This is a genomic window from Burkholderia cepacia (genome assembly GCF_001718835.1).
Taxonomy (GTDB): domain Bacteria; phylum Pseudomonadota; class Gammaproteobacteria; order Burkholderiales; family Burkholderiaceae; genus Burkholderia; species Burkholderia cepacia_F.
Window position 1 is genome coordinate 1,903,603 of record NZ_CP013444.1, and the last position, 25,046, is coordinate 1,928,648.

General features: G+C 68.4%; 21 protein-coding genes and 1 pseudogene. 9 read left to right on the forward strand and 13 right to left on the reverse strand.

Translation table 11 applies throughout. The features are described 5' to 3' along the window. The first annotated feature begins 97 nt into the window (after nt 1-97). Nucleotides 98-541, forward strand: coding sequence for a homoprotocatechuate degradation operon regulator HpaR (hpaR, locus tag WT26_RS28520; protein ID WP_069274517.1), 444 nt, complete (start codon nt 98-100; stop codon nt 539-541). A 21-nt stretch (nt 542-562) separates the two neighbouring features. Here hpaR and WT26_RS28525 read toward each other — a convergent pair whose 3' ends face one another. Then, a complete protein-coding gene (locus WT26_RS28525) occupies nt 563-1,771 on the reverse strand; it encodes an SDR family oxidoreductase (RefSeq protein WP_069274518.1) in 1,209 nt (402 codons plus the stop codon). 592 nt (nt 1,772-2,363) lie between these two features. Here WT26_RS28525 and WT26_RS28530 point away from each other — a divergent pair. From WT26_RS28530 to WT26_RS28540, 3 genes and pseudogenes are all read left to right on the forward strand, one after another. Continuing rightward, a complete protein-coding gene (locus WT26_RS28530; RefSeq protein WP_069274519.1) occupies nt 2,364-2,708 on the forward strand; it encodes a DUF3564 family protein in 345 nt (114 codons plus the stop codon). Nucleotides 2,709-3,039: 331 nt separating this feature from the next. After that, entirely contained in the window at nt 3,040-4,836 is a 1,797-nt protein-coding gene (locus tag WT26_RS28535; protein ID WP_069274520.1) for a peptidoglycan D,D-transpeptidase FtsI family protein, read from the forward strand. A 158-nt stretch (nt 4,837-4,994) separates the two neighbouring features. Beyond that, nucleotides 4,995-5,254: pseudogene (locus WT26_RS28540) on the forward strand (SDR family oxidoreductase); the annotation flags it as partial. Nucleotides 5,255-5,281: 27 nt separating this feature from the next. Here WT26_RS28540 and WT26_RS28545 read toward each other — a convergent pair. From WT26_RS28545 to WT26_RS28560, 4 genes are all read right to left on the reverse strand, one after another. Then, a complete protein-coding gene (locus WT26_RS28545) occupies nt 5,282-6,997 on the reverse strand; it encodes a cation:proton antiporter (protein WP_069274522.1) in 1,716 nt (571 codons plus the stop codon). A 220-nt stretch (nt 6,998-7,217) separates the two neighbouring features. Beyond that, on the reverse strand, nt 7,218-8,615 hold the full coding sequence (locus tag WT26_RS28550; protein ID WP_069274523.1) for a cytochrome c: 1,398 nt from the start codon (nt 8,613-8,615) through the stop codon (nt 7,218-7,220). Then, nucleotides 8,612-10,390, reverse strand: coding sequence for a GMC family oxidoreductase (locus WT26_RS28555; protein ID WP_059899479.1), 1,779 nt, complete (start codon nt 10,388-10,390; stop codon nt 8,612-8,614). The genes WT26_RS28550 and WT26_RS28555 overlap by 4 nt, the downstream gene beginning before the upstream one ends. Continuing rightward, nucleotides 10,390-11,130, reverse strand: a complete 741-nt coding sequence (locus WT26_RS28560) for a gluconate 2-dehydrogenase subunit 3 family protein (protein ID WP_069274524.1) — start codon at nt 11,128-11,130, stop codon at nt 10,390-10,392. The genes WT26_RS28555 and WT26_RS28560 overlap by 1 nt, the downstream gene beginning before the upstream one ends. 522 nt (nt 11,131-11,652) lie before the next feature. On the opposite strand from WT26_RS28560, the gene WT26_RS28565 reads away from it, so the two are divergent. Beyond that, a complete protein-coding gene (locus WT26_RS28565; protein ID WP_069274525.1) occupies nt 11,653-12,225 on the forward strand; it encodes an RNA 2'-phosphotransferase in 573 nt (190 codons plus the stop codon). Between the two features lie 80 nt (nt 12,226-12,305). Here WT26_RS28565 and WT26_RS28570 read toward each other — a convergent pair whose 3' ends face one another. Beyond that, nucleotides 12,306-12,722 carry a DUF3995 domain-containing protein gene (locus WT26_RS28570; protein WP_069274526.1) on the reverse strand — a complete coding sequence of 139 codons (417 nt, stop codon included), beginning with the start codon at nt 12,720-12,722 and terminating at the stop codon, nt 12,306-12,308. Between the two features lie 379 nt (nt 12,723-13,101). On the opposite strand from WT26_RS28570, the gene WT26_RS28575 reads away from it, so the two are divergent. The 3 genes from WT26_RS28575 to ald all read left to right on the forward strand — a co-directional run bounded on the left by WT26_RS28575 (nt 13,102) and on the right by ald (nt 16,192). After that, nucleotides 13,102-13,536 carry a hypothetical protein gene (locus tag WT26_RS28575; protein WP_080405865.1) on the forward strand — a complete coding sequence of 145 codons (435 nt, stop codon included), beginning with the start codon at nt 13,102-13,104 and terminating at the stop codon, nt 13,534-13,536. A 233-nt stretch (nt 13,537-13,769) separates the two neighbouring features. Further along, complete coding sequence (locus tag WT26_RS28580; protein WP_069270906.1) at nt 13,770-14,789, forward strand: IS110 family transposase; 1,020 nt, start codon at nt 13,770-13,772, stop codon at nt 14,787-14,789. 287 nt (nt 14,790-15,076) lie between these two features. Then, entirely contained in the window at nt 15,077-16,192 is a 1,116-nt protein-coding gene (gene ald / locus WT26_RS28585) for an alanine dehydrogenase (RefSeq protein ID WP_069274527.1), read from the forward strand. Between the two features lie 27 nt (nt 16,193-16,219). Here the strand turns inward: ald and WT26_RS28590 are convergent, their stop codons facing one another. The 6 genes from WT26_RS28590 to WT26_RS28615 form a co-directional block, all read right to left on the reverse strand. Next, on the reverse strand, nt 16,220-17,554 hold the full coding sequence (locus WT26_RS28590) for a nicotinate phosphoribosyltransferase (protein WP_069271330.1): 1,335 nt from the start codon (nt 17,552-17,554) through the stop codon (nt 16,220-16,222). Continuing rightward, nucleotides 17,554-19,329, reverse strand: coding sequence for a DNA polymerase/3'-5' exonuclease PolX (gene polX, locus WT26_RS28595; RefSeq protein WP_069274528.1), 1,776 nt, complete (start codon nt 19,327-19,329; stop codon nt 17,554-17,556). Before polX ends, WT26_RS28590 begins: the two co-directional genes overlap by 1 nt. 328 nt (nt 19,330-19,657) lie before the next feature. Continuing rightward, on the reverse strand, nt 19,658-21,904 hold the full coding sequence (locus tag WT26_RS28600) for an FAD-dependent oxidoreductase (RefSeq protein WP_059954404.1): 2,247 nt from the start codon (nt 21,902-21,904) through the stop codon (nt 19,658-19,660). A gap of 51 nt (nt 21,905-21,955) precedes the next feature. After that, nucleotides 21,956-22,348, reverse strand: a complete 393-nt coding sequence (locus tag WT26_RS28605; RefSeq protein WP_045564836.1) for a TraR/DksA family transcriptional regulator — start codon at nt 22,346-22,348, stop codon at nt 21,956-21,958. Nucleotides 22,349-22,465: 117 nt separating this feature from the next. Next, a complete protein-coding gene (locus WT26_RS28610) occupies nt 22,466-22,804 on the reverse strand; it encodes a hypothetical protein (protein WP_010099689.1) in 339 nt (112 codons plus the stop codon). A gap of 223 nt (nt 22,805-23,027) precedes the next feature. Next, on the reverse strand, nt 23,028-23,294 hold the full coding sequence (locus tag WT26_RS28615; RefSeq protein ID WP_045564835.1) for a hypothetical protein: 267 nt from the start codon (nt 23,292-23,294) through the stop codon (nt 23,028-23,030). Between the two features lie 243 nt (nt 23,295-23,537). Between WT26_RS28615 and WT26_RS38150 the strand changes: the two genes are divergently transcribed. Continuing rightward, nucleotides 23,538-23,711: a hypothetical protein gene (locus WT26_RS38150; RefSeq protein WP_010099691.1), complete on the forward strand. Its 174-nt coding sequence runs from the start codon at nt 23,538-23,540 to the stop codon at nt 23,709-23,711. A gap of 76 nt (nt 23,712-23,787) precedes the next feature. Here the strand turns inward: WT26_RS38150 and WT26_RS28620 are convergent, their stop codons facing one another. After that, entirely contained in the window at nt 23,788-24,963 is a 1,176-nt protein-coding gene (locus WT26_RS28620; protein ID WP_059950512.1) for a glycosyltransferase family 4 protein, read from the reverse strand. Nucleotides 24,964-25,046: the final 83 nt, after the last annotated feature.

Consider the following 25,046-nt stretch of genomic DNA (forward strand, 5'->3'; position numbering starts at 1 on the left):
AAACAATCGAACGCTGGCAACCTCGATTACCCTGATAGGCGAAATTCACTCCCTTCGGCTGTTAAGATTGATGCGTCCCCGTCCACTGCCCACCCCGATGAACCGTACGCTCGACCATCGCAACCTGGCCATGCTGCTGCTCGAGGCCCGCGAAACGCTGATGGGTCTGTTCCGCCCCATTCTCAAGGAATTCGCGCTGACCGAACAGCAATGGCGGATCATCCGCGTGCTCGACGGCGAACCGGCGCAAGCGCTCGAAGCGGGACAGATCGCGCGGCGCTGCTGCATCCTGAGCCCGAGCCTCACCGGCGTGCTGGAACGGATGGAGCGCGACGGCCTGATCACGCGCACGCGCGCGCAGGAAGATCAGCGCCGGCTGCTGGTGAGCCTGACGCCGCAAAGCAGGAAACTGGTCACGGAAATCGGCCCGCGGATCGACGAGCAGTACCGGCAGCTCGAATCGCGGTTCGGCCAGGACGGCCTCGAAGACATCTATCGCGCGCTCGACCGGCTCATCGAGCTCGGCGACAGCGCGCCGTAAGCCCCAGCCCCGCGCGCGGGCTCAGGCCTCGCCGCGCATCAGCTCGGTCACGGCCACGCCACGCGACGTGCGCATGCATTCCTCGACGTAATCGATGAACGGCAGCGGCTCGAAATCGATTTCGTCGCGCACGCGCCGGTTGTCGAACACGCGATCGACCGTCGCGAATTCCCCGCAGCGCTGCAACGCCCGGCCGATCACGCGCTCGAGCGCCGGATCGGTTCGTCCGAGCACGTCGCGCACCACGAGCGGCAATTCGGCCGGCGCACACGCCGCGTAGCGCGGTGCGCCCGTCATTCCCGCCGCCTCGTCCATCGCGCGCACGATCTGCGCGACCTGCGGCGCCTCGTCGCCGGCCGACACGTGATACAGGTCGTGCGCGAGCGTCGGCTTGACGGCCAGCAGCATCGTCGCACGCGCCACGTCGTCCACCGACACGATATCGATACGCGTCATCGGTCGCGCGGTGAAGCGGCGGGCGGCGTGCGCCAGCCGGAACATCCAGAACGAATTCGGCGCGGGCCGCGTGCCGAGTACCGTGTGGCCGACCACGTGTGACGGCCGCACCACGACGAGCGGCAGCCCGAGCGCACGCAGGCGCTGCTCGGTCTCCGCCTTCGCATGCAGGTAGTCCGCGGCGAGCACCGCGCCCGCGAGCGCTTCGCCCGGATCCGCGGCGGCGTGTGCCGCGCCGGACGGCGCATCCTCCAGCACCGTGCCGCCCCGGCCGCCGTGCACGAACGCGGTGCCGACGTACACGAAGCGCTGCAGCTGCGCGGCGTGCGCAAACCGGGCGGCGAAACGCAGCGACTCGTCGACGTCGGCCTGCAGGTGTTCGCCGTCCGCCGTCGATGCGTGGCCCGCGCAGTGGATCACATGCGTTGCCTGCGCCAGACGGGCCGCGTCGGCGCCCTGCCACACGTCGCCGAGCGCACCGACGATCACGTTCGCGTCGGTCAGGCGCGACGCCCAGTACGGTGCCAGCCCCGCGCGCAGCGCCGCTTCGCGCAGCCGCGCGACGGCATGGCCGCGATCCTGCGCGCGCACGACGCAGACGATGCGGTCGAGCAGCCCCGCATTGACGAGCGCCGTCAGAACGGTACTGCCGATGAAGCCGGTTGCGCCGGTCAGCACCAGCCGCCCGACGTTCGCCGCCGCGACCGGTGCGCTGGCCGGCGACACGAGGCTCGTGCGCCAGTTGAGCGACAACGCGGTTTTCCAGATCAGCACGATAGTCTCCTTCGATGAATCGGCCGGGCGGCGCAACGCCCGGCGCGCTGGCGCCGGACGTACGGCTGTCGGTCTGCGGGCCGTCGAGCGTGCCCGGCGTCCCGATCCGGCATCCGCCGCGCGACGAGTCGGCACGAGGGGCGACGCGGGCGGCGCCGCGAATGAGGGCAGCAACGCCAGTCGGGACCTTGCCAGTGTGAGGCCGGGTTCGGGACAAGTCTGTCCCGAAAGTTTCGTGAAAGTGTGCCGATTTGTATGCGATTGTCTGCGTGTGTGGCTCCGGCGGCCGCGCGCGGTCCGGGCCGGAGTCGGCCCCCTCGAATCAGGCGCGACACATCGACGCGCCCGCAGTCCCCGCGCGCAGTTGCGCGACGCGGCGCGACACACCGCCACCCAGCGCAATGCCGCCTGCGGCGGGCGTCACGCGGCAGGCGCGGCTGCGCAGCGATTTTCGTCAGACGTCATTTCATGTGGAATGCGGATGTGCGCAATGTTCATTTATTGCGCATTGCGTCTTGCGTTTCACACCAGTCTATCTAGACTATCCAAGCTAACCTGGTCGAATGTGTCATTCTTTTAGGAGACGATCACAATGCGCCTCACCATTCGGATTAATGGCAGCGAATCAGCAACCCGGCACTCGTTCGCGGTACTGTGGGTCGATACCGACGAGGGACTGTGGTCGCGCGAGGCACATCAGGGCATGGATCTTCCAACCTGGGGCAAGGTTCGCGACGTCGAGGGCGCGATGGCGCTCTGCGCGGCCGACAGCGGGAATGCCGTGTGCCAGTTGAAGGGCCTGTCGTTCGGTGCGACCCAGCGCGAACAGGGCTCCGCCGTCCTCGCCGGCGAGCATGAAGGGGCCTGGCGGCTGCAGGAAATCGACACTTGCACGGTCCAGCCGGAATACCGGGAATTCATTTCCGTCGATCGATAGTCAGGTATTTTTGACGCGTATTGTCTGCGGTTTTCGGGTTTATTCCAGTTTTATCGATTTTGTTTTTCCTGTTTTGAAAATATCGACGCCCCTCCGGGGGCGTTTTTAATTGGCCCGCATCAAGAAAATTAATCAGGGACGGTTCGATTTCAGGACGCGTCCGATTTCGGCAAGCGGGTTTCACGCGTCCCCTCCCGGCTTCAGCCCGCATCCGCATCCTAAAAATCGGGGCGGAATCACGCATTTTCCCCCACATGACGATTACTCATTTATTACAATCGCATTATTCAGACTGACTTGCCGCCCTTCGGCGGCCCGACCCGGCCATTGCATGAGCGTGAAAAAGAAGACCCACCCCACCGATCCGTACGCGGCCGCGACCAAGAACCCGATGCTCGCGTCGCGCCTGCCGATGTGGCGCTCGAAGCTGATCGTGATCATCGTGTTCCTCGCGTTCGCCGCGCTGATCGGCCGCGCGTTCTGGGTGCAGGTCGCGAACAAGGAGTTCTACGTCGGCCAGGGCCAGAAACGCTACCAGCGCACGATCGAGCTCGACGCGACGCGCGGGCGCATCGTCGACCGCAACGGCGCGATGCTCGCCGTCAGCCTGTCGACCTATGAAATCTGGGCGAACCCGAAGCAGGTCGCCGACACCGACTACCCGCAGATCTCGAAGCTGCTCGACATGCCGCTCGTCGAGGTCAAGCGGCGCCTCGGCAACGACAAGACGTTCGTGCTGCTCAAGCGGCAGGTCGACGCCGACACCGCGGGCAGGCTCGACAAGCTCGCGATCGACGGCATCACGCAGATCGCCGATTCGAAGCGCTTCTACCCGGAAGGCGAATCGGCCGCGCACGTGGTCGGCTTCACGAACGTCGAGGACAAGGGCCAGGAAGGCGTGGAGCTCGCGGCGAATGCGCGCCTGGTGGGCACGTCCGGGCAGCGCGAGGTGATCCGCGACCGGCTCGGCCGCATCGTGTCGGACACGCGCCCGCTCGTCCCGGCGCAGCATGGCGCGACGATCGAGCTGACGATCGACCGCCGCATCCAGCAGCTCGCGTTCAGCCAGCTCAAGGCGGCCGTGATCGAGAACAACGCGGTGGCCGGCAGCGTCGTGGTGCTCGACGCGCAGAACGGCGAGATCCTCGCGCTGGCGAACTACCCGACCTTCGACCCGAACGATCGCGCGCGCCTCACCGGCCAGCAGTTGCGCAACCGCGCGGTGATCGACACGTTCGAACCGGGCTCGACGATCAAGCCGCTCGTCGTCGCGCTGTCGATCGACGAACGCAAGGTCACGCCGAACACGATCATCAACACGTCGCCGGGCACCTACAAGATCGGCCCGGCCGTGATCCACGACACGTCGAACCACGGCTCGCTGACAGTCTCGCAGGCGCTGCAGAAGTCGAGCAACGTCGCGCTCGCGAAGCTCGCGCTGAACCTGCCCGCCGAAACGATCTGGAACAAGTACCAGGAATACGGGATTGGCCGCGCGCCGGAACTGACGTTCCCGGGCGTCGCGTCGGGCCGCCTGCGCGGCTACAAGCGCTGGCGGCCGATCGAGCAGGCGACGATGGCATACGGCTACGGCCTGTCGATGTCGCTGCTGCAGATCGCGCAAACCTATACGGCCTACGCCGGCGACGGCACGCTGCACCCGGTGTCGCTGCTGAAGAACGGCACCGACCAGCAGACGATCGACGCGCATCGCGGCCACCGCGTGACGTCGCCGCAGACGGCCGCGGCGATCCGCTCGATGCTCGAGATGGCGGTCGGCGAAGGCGGCACGGGGCGCCGAGCGCGCGTCGACGGCTACCGGATCGGCGGCAAGACCGGTACCGCGCGCAAGCAGGTCGGCGCGACCTATGCGAAGGGCAAGTACCGCGCGCTGTTCGCGGGGATGGCGCCGATGAGCAACCCGCGCCTGATCGTCGCGGTGATGATCGACGAACCGCGCGGCAAGGGCTACTACGGCGGCACGGTGGCCGGCCCTGTGTTCGCGTCGGTCACGAGCGGCTCGCTGCAACTGCTCGGTGTGCCGCCCGACGCACCGGTCGAGGCGGACAAGCTCGCGCCGCCCGAGCCAGCCGTGCAGGCCCAGACGACGGCGGCCGCGCGCTCGTAAAGCGAGCCCTTCGCCGCCGCGGCATCCCATTTTCCAGGAACGCCTCGCAACATTTGAGCGTTCCCGCCGCGCGCCCTGCAATTTTTTCGCGCCGCAGGCACCCTGCCCGCGCGAACAAGTACAACAAGAGACGCATGCGATTCCACTGGATAACGCTCGTGCTGTCCGGCACGATGAAGACGCCCGCATGGGAAGCGCGCGTGCAGCGCAACCCGCAGGTGTTCGAGCAATTGAGGAAGTGGTATCCGCTCGACGATTTCGCGACGCCGGACGACGTCGCGCAGGCCGCGCTGTTCCTGTGCTCGCCGGCCGCGCCTCGCCGGCGGCGCGGATCATCACGGGCGTCGCGCTGCCCGTCGACGGCGGCCTGCTGGCCGGCAATCGCGTGATGGCGCAGGCGCTGACGCTCGACACGTTCTGCCAGGAAGCGGGCCGCCGCGCGCCGTCAATGCGCAGCCGCGACCGGCTTCGCCATCCTGCCGAGCACGTGCTCGGTCATCCCGCGCGCGAGTTCGGTCTCGCCCATGAATACGGTGCCGATGCCCTCGTTCGACAGCAGCGCGGCCTCGTCGCCGCTGTTCGTGCACAGCACGACCTCGAGCGCCGGGTTGAGCGTGCGCGAGATCTCGACGATCTGCCGTACGTCGAACACGTCGGGCAGCGTGACGACCAGCATCCCGGCGCGCGCGATATGCGCCTGCACGAGCACGATCGGCTCGATCGCATCACCCGACACGGCGGCAACGCCTTCCGCGCGCAGTTTCTCGACGAGCTCGCGATTCTGCTCGACGACGACATACGCGATGCCGCGCTCGTCGAGCGCATGTGCGATCCGCGCGCCGACCTTGCCGTAGCCGACGATCACGACCTGCCCGGTGAGATGCGTCTGCGGCGTCGACATCGGCAGCGCGGCGAGCGGATCGTCGCGCGCCTCGAGCTTGCGCGCGAACGCCGAATGCTTGCGGATCCATACAAGCGCCGGATCGATCATCGCGAACAGCAGCGTGTTCATCGCGATCGAGATCAGCGCGACCGCGAGGATCAGACTCTGCCCCTCGGCCGACAGCAGCCCGAGCGCACGGCCGAGCCCCGCGAGGATGAACGAGAACTCGCCGATCTGCGCGAGGCCCGCGCCGACCGTCAGCGCGGTATTCAGCGGATAGCGGAACGCAATCACGAGCGCGACCGCCGCGAGCGTCTTGCCGATCACCACGATCGCCGCGACCTCGATCACGTGCAGCGGCTCCGCGAGCAGGATCTTCGGGTCGAACAGCATCCCGACCGAAATGAAGAACAGCACCGAGAACGCATCGCGCAGCGGCAGCGTCTCGTCGGCCGCACGCCGGCTGAATTCCGACTCGCGCATCATCATCCCGGCGAAGAACGCGCCGAGCGCGAACGACACGTCGAACAGCTTCGCCGCGCCGAACGCGATGCCGACCGCGGCCGCGATCATGCACAGCGTGAACAGCTCGCGCGAGCCCGTGCGCGCGACGAGCCACAGAATGCGCGGGAACACGCGCTTGCCGACCACCAGCATCAATGCGATGAACGCCGCGACCTTCAGCATCGTGACGCCGAGCGTGCCCCACACGCTGCCGCCGGCCGCGTGCGCGTCGCCGGGCGGCGTGCCGCCGAGCAGCCCCGCGACGGGCGGCAGCAGCACGAGCACGAGCACCATCACGAGATCCTCGACGACGAGCCAGCCGACCGCGATGCGCCCGTTGACCGACTCGACGAGCCCGCGCCCTTCGAGCGCACGCAGCAGCACGACGGTACTCGCCACCGACAGCGCGAGCCCGAACACGAGCGCCGCACCGACGCTCCAGCCCCACAGCAGCGCGAGAGCGCCGCCGAGCGCGGTGGCCACCGAGATCTGGACGATGGCCCCCGGCAGCGCGATCTTGCGCACCGCGAGCAGATCGCCGAGCGAGAAATGCAGGCCGACGCCGAACATCAGCAGCATCACGCCGACTTCGGCGAGCTGCTGCGCGAGCGAGAGGTCGCCGACGAAACCGGGCGTGCCGGGACCGATCACGATCCCGGCAAGCAGATAGCCGACGAGCGGCGGCATTTTCAGCAGCGACGCGAAGTAACCGAAGATCATCGCGAGACCGAAACCGGCCGCGAGCAACGCAATCAGGCTGACGTCATGAGGCATCCCCCCTCCCCTGTAGATGTAACCGTTTAGTAAGGTCCAAGGATAAGGGATGAGGCGGAACAATGGCGCGCCGCCGCGAAAATTTCACGGGCGGCGGCGCGATGCGGGGGAATGTCGGGGCATCGGGGAGGAAATCCGCGGTGATTCGGCGCGATGCCGGCCACGGATGCGCTGGGCGCGACGGACGCGGCCGGCGCCACGGCCCGTCGCGGGCGCCCGCTCAGCGTGCGGCTTGCGGATAATGCGCGCCCGGCGGCGGCTCCGGCCGCGTGCCCGGCGTCGCCTTGCGCACCTTCGCGACCTGCGCGGCCGTCACCGGTGCACCGGTGTTACCCCAGCTCGTGCGCACGAAGTTCGACACGTCCGCGACTTCCTGATCCGACAGGCGCCAGCCGAACGGCGGCATCGTGAACGTCGACGGCGCGGTGCGCGTGCCCTGCAGCGCGCTGCCTTCCAGCACGACGTGGATCAGCGAGGTCGGATCGTCGCCCTGCACGACCGGGTTGCCGGCGAGCGCCGGGAACACGCGCGTGTAGCCATGGCCGTCGCTGCGGTGGCAGGCCGTACAGTTGTCGCGATAGACGGCCGCGCCCGGCTTGCTCGCATCGCCGGCCTGCAGCGCGTTGGCGGCTGCGGTGTCGTATGCGTAACGCGTCTCGCCCTGCATCTTCGGCGGCAGTGTCTTCAGGTAGCGCGCGATCGCGTTCAGGTCGTCGTCGGTCATGTGCTGCATGCTGTGGCCGACCACGTCCGTCATCCCGCCGAACGCGGCCGTGCGCAGCGTGCGCCCCGTCTTCAGGAACTGCACGATCTCGGCTTCGTTCCACGTGCCGAGGCCGGTGCGCGGCTCGCCGCGCAGGCTCGTCGGCACCCAGCCGTCGATCGCCGCGCCGCCGGCCAGGAAGTCCGCACCGTCCGCGTCGGTCAGCCCGCGCTCCTGCATGGTCGGCGCGCGCGGCGTGTGACACGCGCCGCAGTGGCCGAGCCCCTGCACCAGATACGCGCCGCGTGCGACCACCGGATCGGTGTACGGCGCCGCATCGAACGGCTTCGGCGTCGGGGCGAACATCTTGCGCCAGATCGCGAGCGGCCAGCGCATCGACAGCGGCCACACGATGTCGACCGCACGGTTCTCGTGCTCGACGGGCGCGACGCCGTGCATGAAGTACGCGTACAGCGCCTTCATGTCGTCGTCGGTCAGGCGCGCGTACGACGGGAACGGCATCGCCGGATACATCGTGTCGCCGTTCTTGCGCACGCCTTCGCGCACCGCGCGCGTGAAGTCCTCGTAAGTCCAGCCGCCGAGGCCCGTTTTCGGGTCCGGCGTGATGTTCGTCGAGTAGATGCCGCCGATCGGCGTGTCGAACTTCAGCCCGCCCGCGAACGGCTTGCCGCCGCTCGCGGTGTGGCACGCGACGCAGTCCCCGGCTCGGGCCAGGTACGCGCCGCGCGCGACGAGCGCATCCGCGGCATGCGGCGCGGATGCGGCCGCCGCAGGCGCGGCCGCCGGTTGCGCGACGGCCGCCCCGCTCGCCAGGCCGAACGCCAGCCATGCCGCACCGGCCGCCAGCGCGCGCGACATCCGGCGCGCGACGTCGTGGTTCATCGTCCTCTTCATACGGTCACCAGCGGGGCGGGATTTTTCAGGTATTGCTCGCGGATCGCACGTGCCGACCAGTAGGCCAGCGCCGCGATGATCCCGGTCGGGTTGTAGCCGATGCCCTGCGGCAGCGCCGATGCGCCCATCACGAACACGTTGTGCACGTCCCAGCACTGCAGGTAGCGGTTCAGCACGCTCGTCTTCGGGTCGGTGCCCATGATCGCGCCGCCGACGAGGTGGGTCGTCTGGTACGCGCGCGAATCGAAGTGCTTGCCGAACTCGCGCGTCGACACGCCGATCGCCTTCGGCCCCATCGCCTCCGCGATCTTCTTCATCTGCCCGGTCACGTACTGCGCCATCCTGATGTCGTTGTCCTTCCAGTCGAAGGTCATCCGCAGCAGCGGCTGGCCGTACGAATCGCGATAGGTCGGATCGAGGTCGAGGTACACGTCGCGATACGACATGTTGGTGCCGTGCGCATCCATCGAGATCGTGTGCGCGTAGTTGTCCTTGACCGCCTTCTTCCACGCCGAGCCCCACTGCGGCGTACCGGGCGGCGTCGCGATGCCGCTGATCGGCTTCACGCCGGCCTGGTTCACCCACAGCGGCGAGCCGCCGACGAAGCCGAGCGGGCCGTGGTCGAAGTTGTCCGCGTTGAAATCGTCCACCGCGACGCCGTTGCCGCCCGCGCCGATGAACGGATTCGTGTAGGTGTCCTTGTCGAAGAATGCCTTGATCGTCGACAGGTTCTGGTACGCGAAATTGCGGCCCACCACGCCTTCGCCCGAGATCGGGTCGTACGGCTTGCCGATGCCCGACAGCAGCAGCAGGTGCACGTTGTGGTACTGGAACGCGGCCACGATCACGAGATCGGCCGGCTGGTGCACTTCACGCCCGGCCGGATCGACGTAGGTGACGCCCGTCGCGCGCTTCTTCGTGTCGTCGAGGTCGACGCGCAGCACGTGGCACTTCGAGCGCAGCTCGAAGTTCGGCGCCTGTTTCAGCGCGGGCAGGATGTTCAGGTTCGGCGACGCCTTCGAGTACATGTAGCATGCGTAACCGCTGCAGTAGCCGCAGAAGTTGCACGGGCCCATCTGTACGCCGTACGGGTTCGTGTACGGGCCCGACGTGTTCGCCGACGGCAGCCGGTACGGATGCAGGCCGAGCGACTTCGCTGCATCGAAGAAGCGCTGCGCCGAATACGTGTTGAGCTGCGCGGGCAGCGGGAAGTTGTCGCTGCGGTTCGCCTCGAACACGTTGCCGTCGCCGACCACCTTGCCGCCGACCTTGTACGCCTGCCCCGACGTGCCGAACACCTTCTCCGCGAAATCGAAATGCGGCTCGAGCTCGTCGTAGGTCACGCCCGTGTCCTGGATCGTCATCCCTTCGGGGATGAACTTCTTGCCGTAGCGCTCTTCATAGTGGCTGCGCAAGCGCAGTTCTTCCGGCGTGATCCGGAAATGCACGCCCGACCAGTGCAGCCCCGCGCCGCCCACGCCTTCACCCGGCAGGAACGCGGCGAGCTGCCGGTACGGCAGAGCGGTGTCCTGCAGCCCGTGGCGGATCGACACCGTCGTCTTCGACAGGTCGAGGAACAGCTTCTTGCGGATGTTGTAGGTCAGCTCGTCGATCGTGTTCGGATACGCGCCGTCCGGATAGGTGTCGCGATACTCGCCGCGCTCGAGCGCGACCACGTTCAGGCCCGCTTCGGTCAGTTCCTTCGCGAGGATCGCGCCGGTCCAGCCGAAGCCGACGATCACCGCATCGACATGCGGTTTTTTCTCTGCGGCCATCAGCTGCGCTCCCCGTTGATCGAGACGGGGCCGTACGGATACGGCTTGCCGCCCTGGTTGACGAAATCCATGAAGTCCGCGCGTGCGCCGGGAAAACCGATCATCTTCCACGCGGCCATGTCGTGATTGCCGCCATGCACCGGATCGCAGAAGTAGCCTTCGCGCGTGTTCTGCAGCAACTGGCCGAAGAACACGCCGGGCGGCACGTCGTCGATCTGCGCGCCGCCCTTCTCCAGCGCGCCGAGCACGGTATCGCGCGTCGGCGCGTCGAGATCCGCGAACGCCTTGCCGTGGGTCTTCTCGCAATAGCGGTTGACCGCCGCGATACCGAGCCGGTAGATGTCGCGCGGCACCAGCTTCAGCTGGTAGCCGAGCTCGGGCACGCCCTGCTGGAACGGCCCCTGCATGTACCAGGTCGCGCCGTGGGCATACGGCGTCTCCATCTGGCGGTCGATGAATTCGGGCACGCCCGATTCGAGCGCGCCGGGGCCTTCGGCGTCGGCCGGAATCAGCCGGTCGACGGCGGCCTGGACGAACGCCCACTCCCGGGCATCGAAGAAAGTCGGTTTGTACGGCGCTTGCGCGGCGTCGGCCGATGCGGCGCGCGCGCCGCCGGCCGTGGTCGCGGCGGCCGACGACGGCCGCAGGTCGCAGCCGGCGACCGACGCGATCGGCACGAGCGCGACCGACGTGCGCAGGAAACGGCGGCGCGAGTTGGGTTTGTCAGGTGGCGTGGACATGGTCGGTTGATGATGTTGGGGACAGCGCTTCGAACACGCGCAAACAGCCGGTGCCGCGCGCGACGGCCGGGCCGAGCCGCGATACACCCGGCCGCCCTTTTTATTTCGTGTTGCGAATTACCTTGGTGCCGCCGGCGGATTCGCGCAGTGCGCAACGCCCGCCGCCATGCAGCCGCTTTCGGCACGTTCCATCGGACTCCAAAGCGGTCAAGCCTCTTGCGGGCCTTATCGTCGGACAAATTCACGCCTGCCGGGCCGGATTTGCCCTGGTCGCCGGTTCCGGCGAAGGCAAAGTCGGCAAGAACCGATAAACGCGCCCCGCTCGACGGCCTGAATCGACGCCCCGCGAATCATAAATGGAACCGGTTCCATTTCAAAGTATTTTAACGCAACTCATTAGATCGAAAAATGCAACAATCGCAATGCTTCAGGTATGGAGGGGCGTAAAGATGAGGAAAACTGCAGGCTGACGGCCGGCGCACGACAGTCATCCGTCGAAATCTGCTAGGCTTGCGCCTCGATATGAATACCGATACCAAGAAGACTCTCGACGAGACCAGCAAATACCTGAGCTACGTCCTCCGCCACGCGCCGCAGGCAGTCGGCCTGCAGCTCGACCCGGAAGGCTGGGCGGATCTCGATGCGCTCATCGCCGGCGCATCCCGCGCCGGGCGCGCCCTCGATCGGGCGACGATTCAGGCCGTGGTCGCCACCAACGACAAGAAGCGCTTCGCGCTATCCGACGACGGCCGGCGCATCCGCGCGGTGCAAGGCCACTCGACGCCGGCCGTGCAGCGGCAATACCCGGAGCAGCGCCCGCCGGACGTGCTCTATCACGGCACCGCGACGCGCTTTCTCGATTCCATTCGCGAACAGGGGCTGAAGGCCGGCGCACGCCATCACGTGCATCTGTCCCGGGACGTGACGACGGCCATCGCGGTCGGCACGCGCTACGGCAAGCCGGTGGTGCTCGCGATCGACGCGCAGCGCATGCACGCGCGCGGCTTCAGGTTCTTCGTGGCCGAGAACGGCGTGTGGCTCACCGACGCGGTGCCTGCCGAGTTCCTGTCGACGCTCGACACGCCCGCCGCCTGAACCGACTGCGCGGCAGCGCACCGCGTCATGCCGGGTGAGCGCCGCTGCCGTACCGCGGCAGACTGCGCTCGCGGCAACGGTCAGCGCACCCAGAACATCGACGCGATCGACAGCGACAACGCCGCGCACAGCGGCGAATAGCAGAGCGTATCCATCCGGGCGAACCGTGATCCGCGGATGTGCTTGAAGAAGCCGACGTAACGGAAATCGCCGACGGCCCGCACCGCGAAGATCAATGCGAGCGCAACGGTCGCGAACGCGACCGCGCTCGCATGCGGGCTCGCCCCCAGCCAGCCGGCCCGCGCGGCGATCACCCCGGCGCCGGCGAGCAGCGCCGCCGCCACCGCGAACGTGCCGGCGGCACTCGGCCGCAGCACCGGCTCGCCGTCGAGTTCGGGAATCGCCGCCCCCTTGCCCACTCGGCCGCCGCATGCCCAATAGACGTGGATCAGCGCGATCGCGCAAAGCGTCGGCACGCTGAAATACGCAGCGGTCATGGTGAATCCGTCTCCTTGTGTCCCGGTAATTCGCCGGCCCTCGATCCGGCGCGCGGCGTGCATGCCGCGAAGCGTATGACGATACCGAAATCGCGCGCGCCGTGCATTGCGGCGTCCGGTCGCGGGTCCGGCAATGGCCGACGCCGCTTCGCGCCGGCCTTCCGTCGCGGCCGCGCTCCATGAGCGACACCCGGCCATGCGCGAGCTTTCCGCTGCGCAGCAGCAAAAGCCGCTCGCTGCGTTGCCAGCCTCCGCGTCGCGGCGTTCATGCGCGCCGCCGCTTGACTTCCATCCGTGCACTACTACCCTTTTATTCCAGGACTGCAGTCGAGGCATGAACGCGAAACCGCTCACGCCTGCCTGCCGGAGGAACCGCTTGATGAATGAAGCCCTCGAACGCCGCGCGCTGCTGCTGCATCTCGGCAGCGTGATGCGTACCCTCAGTTGCCTGCTCGAAAGCGAGCGCGACGACGCCGCGATCGGCGCGCTGATCGCGACGCGGCCGATGCTTGCCGACCTGCCGCTGCTCGAACACGTGTTCGATCACATGACGGTGCGCGAATTCGCGAGCGCCGTGCTGCATGCGTTCTGCCTGTGGCCGCAGTTGCTGCTCGATGCGCAGCTCGATCGCGACGCGCTCGCCGCGCCGGTCTGCGGGAAGCTGTTCGCCGGCAATCCGCGCGGCTGGACACGCTATGTCGAATCGCTCGCGGCCGACGTGCCGTGGTTCGGCGCGGGCATCCAGCCCGCGGAATCGCGCGCCGAGCGCGCGGCGCCGGCGGAACCGGCGGACCCGATCGCGAAGACCGCATAAAGCCGTCGCGACAGGACACGCCGACGCGCACGCATCGCCGTGCGCGCGGACGAACGCGGCCGACCGCCCGGGCCGCGGTGGAACACGGATAACGAAGGCCCGTGGAGAATTGAAATGAACGCGTCCCACCCGTGAATGTGAGTGCGGAGGAAGAGGTGGATCCTCACGGGCCAACGGCATCGATGTGCCCAGGTGGAAAATGCACGCATTTCCCGGCAACCGGAGGATCCACGATGAACAGTATGGCCGTAGGCGTGGACATCGCCAAGCACGTTTTCCAGGTGCATTACGTCGATCAGGAAAGCGGAGAGATCGTGAACAAGCCGCTCAAGCGGGCCAAGTTTCTTGAGCACTTCGCCAACCGTACGCCCTGTCTGATCGGGATGGAAGCATGTGGCGGAGCGCACCACTGGGCGCGGCAACTGACGAAGATGGGGCACGAGGTCAGGCTGATGCCGGCCGAGTTCGTGAAGGCGTTCAACATCCGCAACAAGAACGATGCGGCGGATGCCCGTGCGATCTGGCTGGCGGTGCAGCAGCCGGGCAAGCCGGTGGCAGTGAAGAGCGAGATGCAGCAGGCCATGCTGGCGCTGCACCGGCTGCGCGAGCAGTTGGTGAAGTTCCGGACGATGCAGAGCAACGGACTGCGTGGGTTGCTGACGGAATACGGTGAGGTGATGAGCAAGGGGCGAGCCAAGCTGGATAAGGAGATACCGGCTGCGCTTAAGCGGATCGCGGAGCGTCTACCTGCCGTGCTGATCGATACGTTGCGCGAACAGTGGAACGGCCTGGCGAAGCTCGACGGGCAGATCGCCGAGATCGAGCGGCGCATGCGCGAGTGGAAGAAGGCGGATGCGGCCGTAAAAGCGGTCAGCGAGATTCCCGGAGTCGGGCTGCTGACGGCCACGGCCGCGGTGGCCATGATGGGCGATCCGAAGGCATTCAGCTCAGGCCGGGAGTTCGCCGCCTGGGCGGGCCTGGTGCCCAAACAGACCGGCACGGGCGGCAAGGTGAACCTGCACGGGATCAGCAAACGCGGTGACACGTATTTGCGCACGCTGCTGATTCACGGCGCGCGCTCCGTGTTGAGTCATGCGAAAGAACCCGGTCCTTGGGTCGAGCAGATGAAAAAGCGGCGGCCGCCGAATGTCGTGATCGTCGCGCTGGCCAACAAGATGGCGCGGACGATCTGGGCGGTGCTCGCCCATGGGAGACCGTACCGGAAGGACTACGTGAGCGTGAAACCGGCCTGATTGGTTCATGCGCAGTAGAACATCAACGTTTAACACAGGGTGAACGTCGAAAGGTTGCGCAGCAATCGAGTGTGATGACAAACCAGGTAGGACCGGGACTCGCTAAACCTGAATGGGTTGGAGAGCTTCGAGCTCGCCCGGAGAATGAGGTGCGAGTCAGCGTATTTCATAGGGGCCCGCAGCGGCAGTACCGGCTGCAACAAGGCCGGATATAGAGCTGCTGCCCATCCTGTCTGTCGTAACACACGAGAACTGTTGCAAACGGGACGCGTTCATATAGGTGACCCATGCTGATCGGCGTGCCGAAGGAGATCAAGAACCACGAATACCGTGTCGGCCTCACGCCGGCCGGCGCGCGCGAACTCACTCGGCACGGCCACCGCGTGCTGGTGCAGCGCGGCGCGGGCACCGCGATCGGGCTGCACGACGACCACTATGCGGCGGCCGGCGCGACGCTGTGCGACGGCGCGGCCGACGTGTTCGCGCAGGCCGACATGATCATCAAGGTCAAGGAGCCGCAGCCGGCGGAATGCGCGATGTTGCGGCGCGGGCAGATCCTCTACACGTACCTGCATCTCGCGCCCGATCCCGCACAGGCCGCGGCGCTCGTGAAGTCCGGCGCCGTCTGCATCGCCTACGAAACCGTGACGGGCCCGGGCGGCGGCCTGCCGTTGCTCGCGCCGATGAGCGAGGTGGCCGGACGCATGTCGATCCAGGTCGCGGCGACCCACCTCGAAAGCCCGCGCGGCGGGCGCGGCCTGCTGATGGCCGGTGTGCCCGGCGTGCCGGCCGCGCACGTCGTCGTGCTCGGCGCGGGCGTGGTGGGCACCGGCGCGCTGCAGATGGCGGTCGGCCTCGGCGCGCGCGTCACCGTGCTCGACACCAACGTGAACCGGCTGCGCCAGCTCGACCTCGTGTTCGCCAACCGGATCGCGACCGTCTGCTCGAACGCGCACACGATCGACGAAGCCGTGCGCGATGCCGACGTCGTGATCGGCGCCGTGCTCGTGCCGGGCGCGTCGGCGCCGCGGCTCGTCACGCGCGACATGATCGCGACGATGCGCACGGGGGCGGTCGTCGTCGACGTCGCGATCGACCAGGGCGGATGCTTCGAGACTTCGCATGCGACGACGCACGCGGCCCCGACCTTCGTCGTCGACGGCGTCGTGCACTACTGCGTCGCGAACATGCCCGGCGCGGTCGCGCGCACGTCGACGTTCGCGCTGAACAACGCGACGCTCGGGCACGCGCTCGCACTCGCCGACAAGGGCTGGAAGCAGGCGATGACCGACGATCCGCATCTGCGCGCGGGCCTGAACGTGTGCGACGGGCACATCACGTACGAAGCGGTCGCGCTGGCGCTCGGCCTGCCCTACGTGCCCGCGGAGGGCATGCTGGCGTGACCCGGCCCGCGCGCGGGCGCCGCGCCGTCACGCGGCGCCGTCGTCCATCCGCTTCACGAGCGCCGCCAGCCCCGCTGAAATGTCGACGGCGACCGGCTCCGCCGCCGTCAGCGCACGCGTGCGCGCGGGCAGCGTCGCGAGCTGGCTGGCCGCATGTGCGCGGCTTGCGTCGAGCGACGGCGACGCGAGTCGCGCCCCGTCGATCATGACCGGCTGCAGCAGCGCATCGCCCGGCTGCGCGTCGCCGTCCAGCGCCAGGCAGTCGGCGTCGATCCGCCCGCTCGCGTCGAGCCGCCGGAACACCTGCTTGCGGCCCGGCCACGTCGCCTTGCCTTCCGAGCGCTTGCGGCGCGGCACGCCTGCGTATTCGACGAGCTTGTACGCGCAGTCGAGCGACGGCGCATCGGACGACGTGTTCATCCGCGTGCCGATGCCGAAGCCGTCGATCGGCGCGCCGCGCGCCAGCAGGTCCTGCAGCCCGTATTCGTCGAGATTGCCGCTCGCGAAGATCGTCACGTTCGCGAGCCCGCCGCGGTCGAGAATCTCGCGCACGTGCCGCGCCTGCATCAAGAGATCGCCGCTGTCGAGACGCACGCCCTTGATCGCGATCCCCTCCGGCGCCAGCATGCGCGCGGTCGCCACGACCGTCTGCGCGGCCTGCTCCACGTCGTAGGTATCGATCAGCAGCACCGCGTTGTCCGGCTGCGAGCGCGCGAAATGCGCGAACGCCTGCGCCTCGTCGCCATGCGCCTGCACATACGAATGCGCCATCGTGCCGAACGTCGGAATGCCGTACGCGATTCCGGCCAGCACCGTCGCCGTTCCGGAGAAGCCTGCAAGGTAGCTCGCCCGTGCGGACAGCAGGCCCGCCTCCGCTCCGTGCGCGCGGCGCAGCCCGAAATCGACGAGCAGGCGCCCCGGCGCCGCGAGCACCGAGCGCGCCGCCTTGCTGGCCGCGAGCGTCGCGTAGTGCAGCAGGTTCATCACGCGGCTCTCGACGAGCTGCGCCTCGCGCAGCGGCGCGGTGATCCGCAGCAGCGGCTCGTCGGCGAAGCACACCGTGCCTTCGGGCATCGCGTGCACCGTGCCGGTGAACCGCCAGTCCGCGAGCGACGCGAGAAAGTCGGCGCGAAAGCGCCCGGTCCGCGCGAGACTCGCGAGGTCGGCGTCGGTGAAACGCGCGCGCTCCAGGTAGTCGAGCACCGGCGCGAGCCCCGCCGCCATCAGGAAATTGCGCTGCGGCGGCAGCGCGCGCACGAAGAACTCGAAGCTCGCAACGTCGTTCATCGCGGCGTCGAAATACGCCTGCAACATCGTGAGTTCGTAGAGATCGGTCAGCAGCACGCTGTCGCCGTCAGCCATCAGCCCCCCTTCGCGCGGCGCGGCGCCGATGCGCGGCCCGCGCCCATCGTGCGTGCAAGCAGCGGCCTCAATTGCGCGAGCGCGCGCGTGTTCAGCACGTCGGGCCGCGTCAGCCAGCCGCGTCGCGCCTGGTCGACGCCCAGCCCGAGATCGTCCAGTTCGTCGGCGCGCTGCGCGTCCGAGCCGATCGCCACCGGCACGCCGGCCTTCGCGGCCTCGCGGCACCAGATGTCCGGCAGGTCGAGCCGCCGCGGCTGCGCATCGAGTTCGACGAAACAGCCGCGCGCCGCGGCGTGCGCGATCACGCGTGCCACGTCGAGGTCGCACCCGTCGGTCTCGCCGAGCATGCGGCCCGTCGGGTGCGCGAGAATCGTGAAATGCGGCAGGTCCATCGCACGCAGCACGCGGCGGGTCTGCGCGGCGCGCGGCAGGTCGAGCGCGTCGCGCACCACGCCGACCACGAGATCGAGCCGGCCGAGCAACGCGTCGGGCACGTCGAGGCTGCCGTCCTCGAGAATGCCGGCCTCCACGCCCTTGAGCAGCACGAAATCGTCGAACGACGCGTTGACTCGGTCGATGTCGTCGAGCCGCCGCGCGAGCCGCTCGCTGTCGCTGCCGCGCGCGCCGGGCCGCCGCGCCGGATCGGTGATCGCCAGATACGAAAGCCCACGCGCGCGGGCGGCCTCCGCCATCGCCCGCAAGCCTTCCTGACCGTCCTTGCCGTCCGAGGGGCCGGCATGCGCATGCAGGTCGCCGCGCACATGCTTGCGCTCGACCAGCGCCGGCAGCGTGCCCGCGCGCGCGGCATCGATCTCGCCGCGATCCTCGCGCAGCTCGGGCGGCACCCAGCGCAGCCCGATCGATTCGTAGACCGATGCTTCGGTCGCGCCGGCAATCCGTTCGTCGCCGCGAAACACGCCATACTCGTTGATCTTCAGCCCGCCGGCCTGCGCGATCCTGCGCAACGCGATGTTGTGTGCCTTCGATCCGGTGAAGTAGACGAGCGCCGCGCCGAACGCATCGGCATCGACGACGCGCAGGTCGACCTGGATGCCGCTGTGCAGCACGACGCTCGACCGCGTCGCGCCGCTCGCGAGCACGCGCTCGACTTCCGCGTAACCGACGAATGCGTCGGTGACCGCGGCCGGGTCGCTCGCGGTGACGAGGATGTCGAGATCGCCGACCGTCTCGCGGCGGCGGCGGAAACTGCCGGCCGGCACCGTGTCGCCGACGCCCGGCACTGCGCGCAGGCGTTCGAGCAGCGGCGTCAGGCACTGTTCGGCGAACGGCAGCAGGAAACGCTGCTGCGCGTGATTGAGGCGTGCGTCGATCGCTTCGAGCAGATGGGCTTCGGTTTTCGCGCCGAAGCCCGGCAGTTCGCGCACGTGCCCGCTCTTCGCCTCGGCGCGAAGCTGTTCGAGCGAATCGACGTGCAGCGCGTCATGCAGCGCCTTCACGCGTTTCGCGCCGAGCCCCGGCACGTCGAGCAGTTCGACGATCGCGCCCGGCAGCGCGTGACGCAACGTTTGCTGCAGTTCGCAGGTGCCCGTCGCGGCGATCTCGCGCAGCTTCGACGCGAGATCGGGCCCGATCGACGGAATCTTCCCGAGATCGTCGCCGTTCGCGATCATCGTCGCGATATCGCGCCCGTAGTCGGCGATCGTGCGCGCGGCGTTCCGATACGCGCGCACCCGGAACGGATTGGCGCCCTGGATCTCGAGCATGTCGGCGATCTCGGCGAACACGGCCGCACACCCGGCATTGTGGATCGGCATGATCGGCGTGACTCCCTTCCACGTGGATGGCGCCGCACGCCATGCGGCGGCGCCTGCCCGCCCGGCGCGTTGACGACCAACGCCGGGCGCCCGATCCCATCCTACGCTCGCGGCGCCGTCCGTGCTGAAGGCCGACCGAACGCATATGCGCCCGACCGTTATTGGCATGCACCGGCCCTCGACATGCAACGGTCGTGCCGGAACGCGGGCGGCGACGCCCGCCGGCCGACGGCGCGACGATCGGTCCGCACGGCGTCCGGCACGACACCTTCAGTATGGACCGAGGCAGCGCGATTGCGTGACCGGGATCGATTCGTGCGCCTCGCCGTCACGCCGCGTCGCGATCGGCCAGCGCCTTGACCGCGGCCGCATGGCCGCGCGCCTGCAGCTCGGCGATCGTCGTGGCGGAAAAATCGTAGTCGGTGACGAACGACACCGGTCCGGTGCGCTGCAGCGCGATCCGCTCGACGCGGATCGGCGCGCGGTTGCCCATCAGCCGGATGTAGAGCGGCAGTTGCCGGATCATGCTGGCGGCCGGCTCATCGACGTGCGTCATGATGTTGCCGACGAGGTCGCTGAAGTCGTTCGCGTATTCCTCGAAACGCAGGTCGCTGCGCACGCGGTCCATGTAGCTGATCTCCTCGCGCCGCAACATCACTTCGACGAGGTTTTCCGGCATCCGCTTGCTGCCGCTGAACAGGTCGACGATGAAGATCCGCCCGCCGATGCGGCCGCAGCGCTCGACGATCAGGTCGAGCGGCGAATTGCTGACGATGCCGCCATCCCAGTACGCATGCCCGTCGAGCTTCGTCCACGGGATGCCCGGCGGCAGGCTGCCGCTCGCCAGAAGATGCTCGGGCGTCAGCCGGTCGACGTAGCTGTCGAAGATGCGCGGCTCGCCGCTCTTCACGTCGACCGCGCTGATCAAGAGGCGCGTCGGGCTCGAACCGAGCGCAGCGAAATCGACATACTTTTCGATCAGCTTCACGATCGGGCGCGCGTCGTACAGGCTCGTTCCGCGGCCGTAGAGCCAGTCGACGCAGCTCAGCGGATTCCACCAGCGCGGCGCCAGGAAATTGGGCACCCCGAACCAGAACACGTAGGCGGACACCAGCATCTGCTGCCAGCGCGGGTCGCCCGTCGACGGCAGCGGAATCGCCAGCTCGCGCCAGAACGCGTCGAGCGCGCGCGACGGCGACTTCGGATGGCTCGCGATGATCGCGCCGTTGAACGCGCCGATCGACACGGCCGACACCACGTCCGGCCGGATGCCGTGCTCGTCGAGCGCCCGCGCGACACCGCATTCGAACGCGCCGAGCGCGCCGCCGCCCTGCAGGATCAGCAGCGTCTGCACCGGCAGCCGGTCGAGCGGGAAACGGACATCCTGCAGGCGCCCACGCTCCGCCTTCAGGTCGAGCCGCATCGAGATCGCATCGGCCAGCGACGCGATGCTCGCGGGCGGCTGCGCGACCGCGAACACGGCGCGCAGCGCGTCGTCCTTCAGGTACAGCAGCGCATACGGGCCGTCGCCGAGCGTGCCGCGCTCGATCGTCTCCGTCGCGCCGCGCAGGTCGCCGAGAAAGTTGTAGGTCAGGCCGAACACGTCGCCGAAGAAGATCGACACGTCGCGATACGGCACCGGCCGCCCGGCCATGTTGTGCGCGGCGATCCTGCCCTGCCGCATCGCGTTGTCCCAGTGCTCGATGCGGCGCCGGACGCCGAACACGGGATCGGGAAAATTCGCGACGTCCCCCGCCGCGTAGATGTGCGGATCGGCACTGCGCAGGAACGCGTCGACCTCGATGCCGTCGCCGATCGGCAGGCCGCTGTCCGCGAGGAAATCGCAGTTCGGCGTCACGCCGATCGCAATGAGCGCGAGGTCGCACGGCAAGGTCGCGCCGTCGCTCGTCAGCGCCGCTTCGACGCGGCCGTCGCCGACCAGCGCGCGCAATTCGCAACCGGTTCGCACCGCGATGCCGCGCGCCGCGCAGCACGCCGCGAAGAAGCGCGACAGCACGGGCGCCTGCAGCATCGGCATCACGTCCGGCTCGCGCTCGACCAGCGTCACGTGCACGCCGCGCGCCTGCAGCGTCGCGGCGACCTCGACGCCGATGAAGCCCGCGCCCAGGATCACGACCCGCTGCGCGCGCCCGGCTTCGCGCCGCAGCGCCAGCATGTCGGCCAGCGTATGCAGGCAATGCACGCCGCCGAGCTGGAGGCCCGGCAGCGACGGCAAACGCGGCGACGTGCCGGTCGCGATCAGCAGCTTTCCGTAGTGGAATTCGCCCTGCGTGTCGGTGCGCACGATGCGCGCATGCCGATCGACGTGCGTCGCGCGCGCGCCGAGCAGCAGCGCGATCCGCTGCTGCTCGTAGAACGCCGCGTCGTGCAGGATGATGGCGGTCGCGCCATCGCCGACGTCCGGCAGTTTCGTGAGCGGCGGACGGCGATACGGCGGCACCGGCTCGCCGCACAGCATCGCGATGGTGGCCGCGTCGTCTTCGCGGCGCAGCGTCTGCACGGCCGTCGCGCACGCGACCCCGCCGCCGATCGCCAGGTAGTCGACTTCCCGCATCGCGTCCCCCGGTTGCGCCGCCGTGCGCCGGCGCGTGAACGAGGCGCGGCGTCAGAGCGACGCGCGTGTGCCCGTCGCGTACCGCCGTTCGTGCAGCTTCTGGCAATAGGCGCAGCGCTCCGCGGTCGGCCGCGCGAGCAGGCGCTCGTAGTCGACGGGCGTGTCGCAGTCCACACAATCGCCGTAGCTGCCGTCACGCATCCGCTGCAATGCGCGCGCGACCGCGCGCAATTCCGCCAGCTTCATGCCGATCAGCGCATGATCGACGTCGACGAACAGATCGGCGTTCGCTTCGTCGCCCTCGTCGGGCGCGGCGCCAGCCAGGTCCGCATACGACTCCGACGCGCGCTGGTGCTCGCTCGCGCGAATCTCCGCGCGCAGCGTCTGCTCGCACTCGGTCAATCGTCGATGCAGGGTTTGCCATTCGCGTTCGTCGAGCGCCATCGTCGTTCTCCTTGTTCGGGTTCCGCCTGTCCGCTTCAGCGTCCGATCGCAAGCATCGCCGGACGCTACGCTTCCGACGCAGCATAAACCCAATGCGCTGGCGCGTGTTGACCGACCTCACGCAAAGCGGGAGCGGGCCTCGTTCGCAAAAAGCGGGGACCGACGCGAAATCGTTTCGCATTGGCGTGCTGCGCTGCGTGCGGCGAGCCGCCGGACTTCGCGGCTCGCGCCCTGCACGCCCGTCGACGGATGGCGGGACGTGTCGACGCCGATGCGCGCCAGCAGGCCGCATCCCTGCGGCGTCAGCGCCGGATGCGGCGCTTCGCCCGGCGCATCGGAGACGAGTTCGACGAACGACTGCGCGACGAGCGCATCGAAATCGGGACTGAAGCAATCGACATGCTGCGGTGCGTGCGCGACCAGCAGCAGCGTGGAAAATTCGTGCGGGGTCAGCATCTTGACGAGCTCCTCGTGACGAATGTCGCGCCGTGCCTTCTGGCACGAAAGTGACGGCGCGAACCGTGCTGCGCAGTTTGACGGGAATGATTCCCGCGGAACAGTGAGTGATTTCCACGACATCGGAATGGCCGACGATATGCTTGTCGCCGTGCAGGTTTCAACCCGCATTCGACAAGCGTGATGCGTGTCGCAAGACGGACATGCGACCGCATCAGGCACGCTAACGTTTGCGATTTCCGCTCGGACCGTCACGCCATTGCCTGCGTTCCAGTTCGTCGAGACGATCGCCCAGCATCTGCGCCAGCATTGCCGCGCGGCTGCCCGCACGCACCCGCGCGCGGATCGCGTCGAGGCGCGCGCGCCAATACGCGGGGCGCATCACCGAGGTCGAGGCGACCGGCCGGTCGCGGACATCGACGCGGGACAGCTCGTCGATCATCGCCGCGATATGCCGCAATTCGCGCTCGTCCTCGTCGTTGCATGCCATCGTCGGCTCCGGTGTCGACGCGCGAGTTTCGTCGTCGCGATCGCGCGTCCTTGCCCCTGCGAGTGTAGGAACTTCGTTTGACGGAAGTCTGACCGACAATCGTCAACCCGATGACAGGCGAAGCGCAATCGTCTGACGCACCGCGGCTTGAGATCGATCAATCCCCTGCATAAAGCTGCGCCGTAGAGTGGGACGACCGGGACAGATCGCACGCGCCCTTTGCTCGACACGTGGGAGGCAGCCATGGTTTTCGGCGTCATCATCTGGGTCGCGCTCGCGGCCCTCTTTCCGACGATGGTCGTGCCGACGATCCAGCACGCCGTCGCGCCGTCCAGCATGTCCGTCGCGCCGGATGCGCAGCCGAAGGAGACTGCTCCCGGCGCACCGCATGCCGACGCATCGGCGTCGTCCGGCTGACAGCCGCGCGCATCGTCCGCGCGGGCTTCCGATTTCATTGCCATGGACTGCCAACGAATCGGGATTCGCTCGGCGTTCATTCGCCGCGGCGCACGATGCCGAGCAGCGCGTGAGCGGATGCCCGCCAGCTGAAGCTGCGCGCATGCTCGATGCCGCGCGCGCGCAGGCGTGCGCGCAGCCCGGCGTCGTCCATCACACGCGCGATCGTCGCGGCGATGTCGGCTGCGTCGTATGCGTCGCAGAACAGCGCCGCGCCGCCGCACACTTCCGGCAACGCGCCCTCGCGCGAGACGATCACGGGGCAGCCGCTGCGCATCGCCTCGAGCGGCGGCAGGCCGAAGCCTTCGTAAAGCGACGGGAACACGAAACAGCCGGCCGCTTCATACAGCGCCTTCAGCTCGCCGTCGGTCACGTATCCCGCCCAGGTCACGTGCGGATCGTCGGCACACGGTGCGGCGCTCGCGTCGCCGAAGATCTTCGCGTTCGCGCCGCCGGCAATCACGAAGCGCATCGCCGGATGCGACCGACGCAACCGCCCGATCGCTTCGAGCGCCCGCCCGAGATTCTTGCCCGGCGCGAGCGAACCGACGAACAGCACATAGCCGTCGCGTTCGAGCTGCAGCCGCGCGAGCACGCCGGGATCGGCGTCGATCCGGTCGATGTGGTCGACCGCGCCGGGCACGACCGACACGCGCGCGGGCGGCACGCCGAGCCGCGCGGCAAGGCGCGCGCGCGAGAAATGCGACACGGTGACGACGTGCCGTGCGCGGCGCTTCAGGATCGCGAACGCGATCCGATACCAGACGCGAAACGCAAGCGAATAGCCGGCGGGCAGATCGAAGATCGCCGCGTCGTGAATCAGCAGCACCTGGTCGCGCTTCATCAGCGGGCCGACGTTGCACAGGCTCAGCAGCGTCCGCCCGCGCGTCGCGCGCGGCAGCGTCCATTGCTCCCAGAGCGTGCCGTGCAGGCCGGGCGCGACCTGCCGGCGCGCGCCGGCCGGCAGCGCGGTCGAATCATGAACGGACGGCACGATGACCGGCGGCGCATCGTCGGCGCCCGCGATCCGCGCGAGCTCGGCGGTCAGTTCGTAGGCGACGCGCTGCACGCCCGTCATCCGCTGCGACGCGAACTTGCCGTTGATCGCCAGCGTGCGCGCCTGCGCGATCCGCGCGGACGCGACGACCGCCCGCGGCATGTGCGCCTCCGGCGCCGCGTGCGCCCCTTCCCGTTCCCGAATCGACGTTGACATGATCGTGACTGCCCTGATGGCGGCGACGTGACCGCACGCCGCCGGGCATCCCGCGGCGAGCGGGATGCGGTTTACCGTGCCGT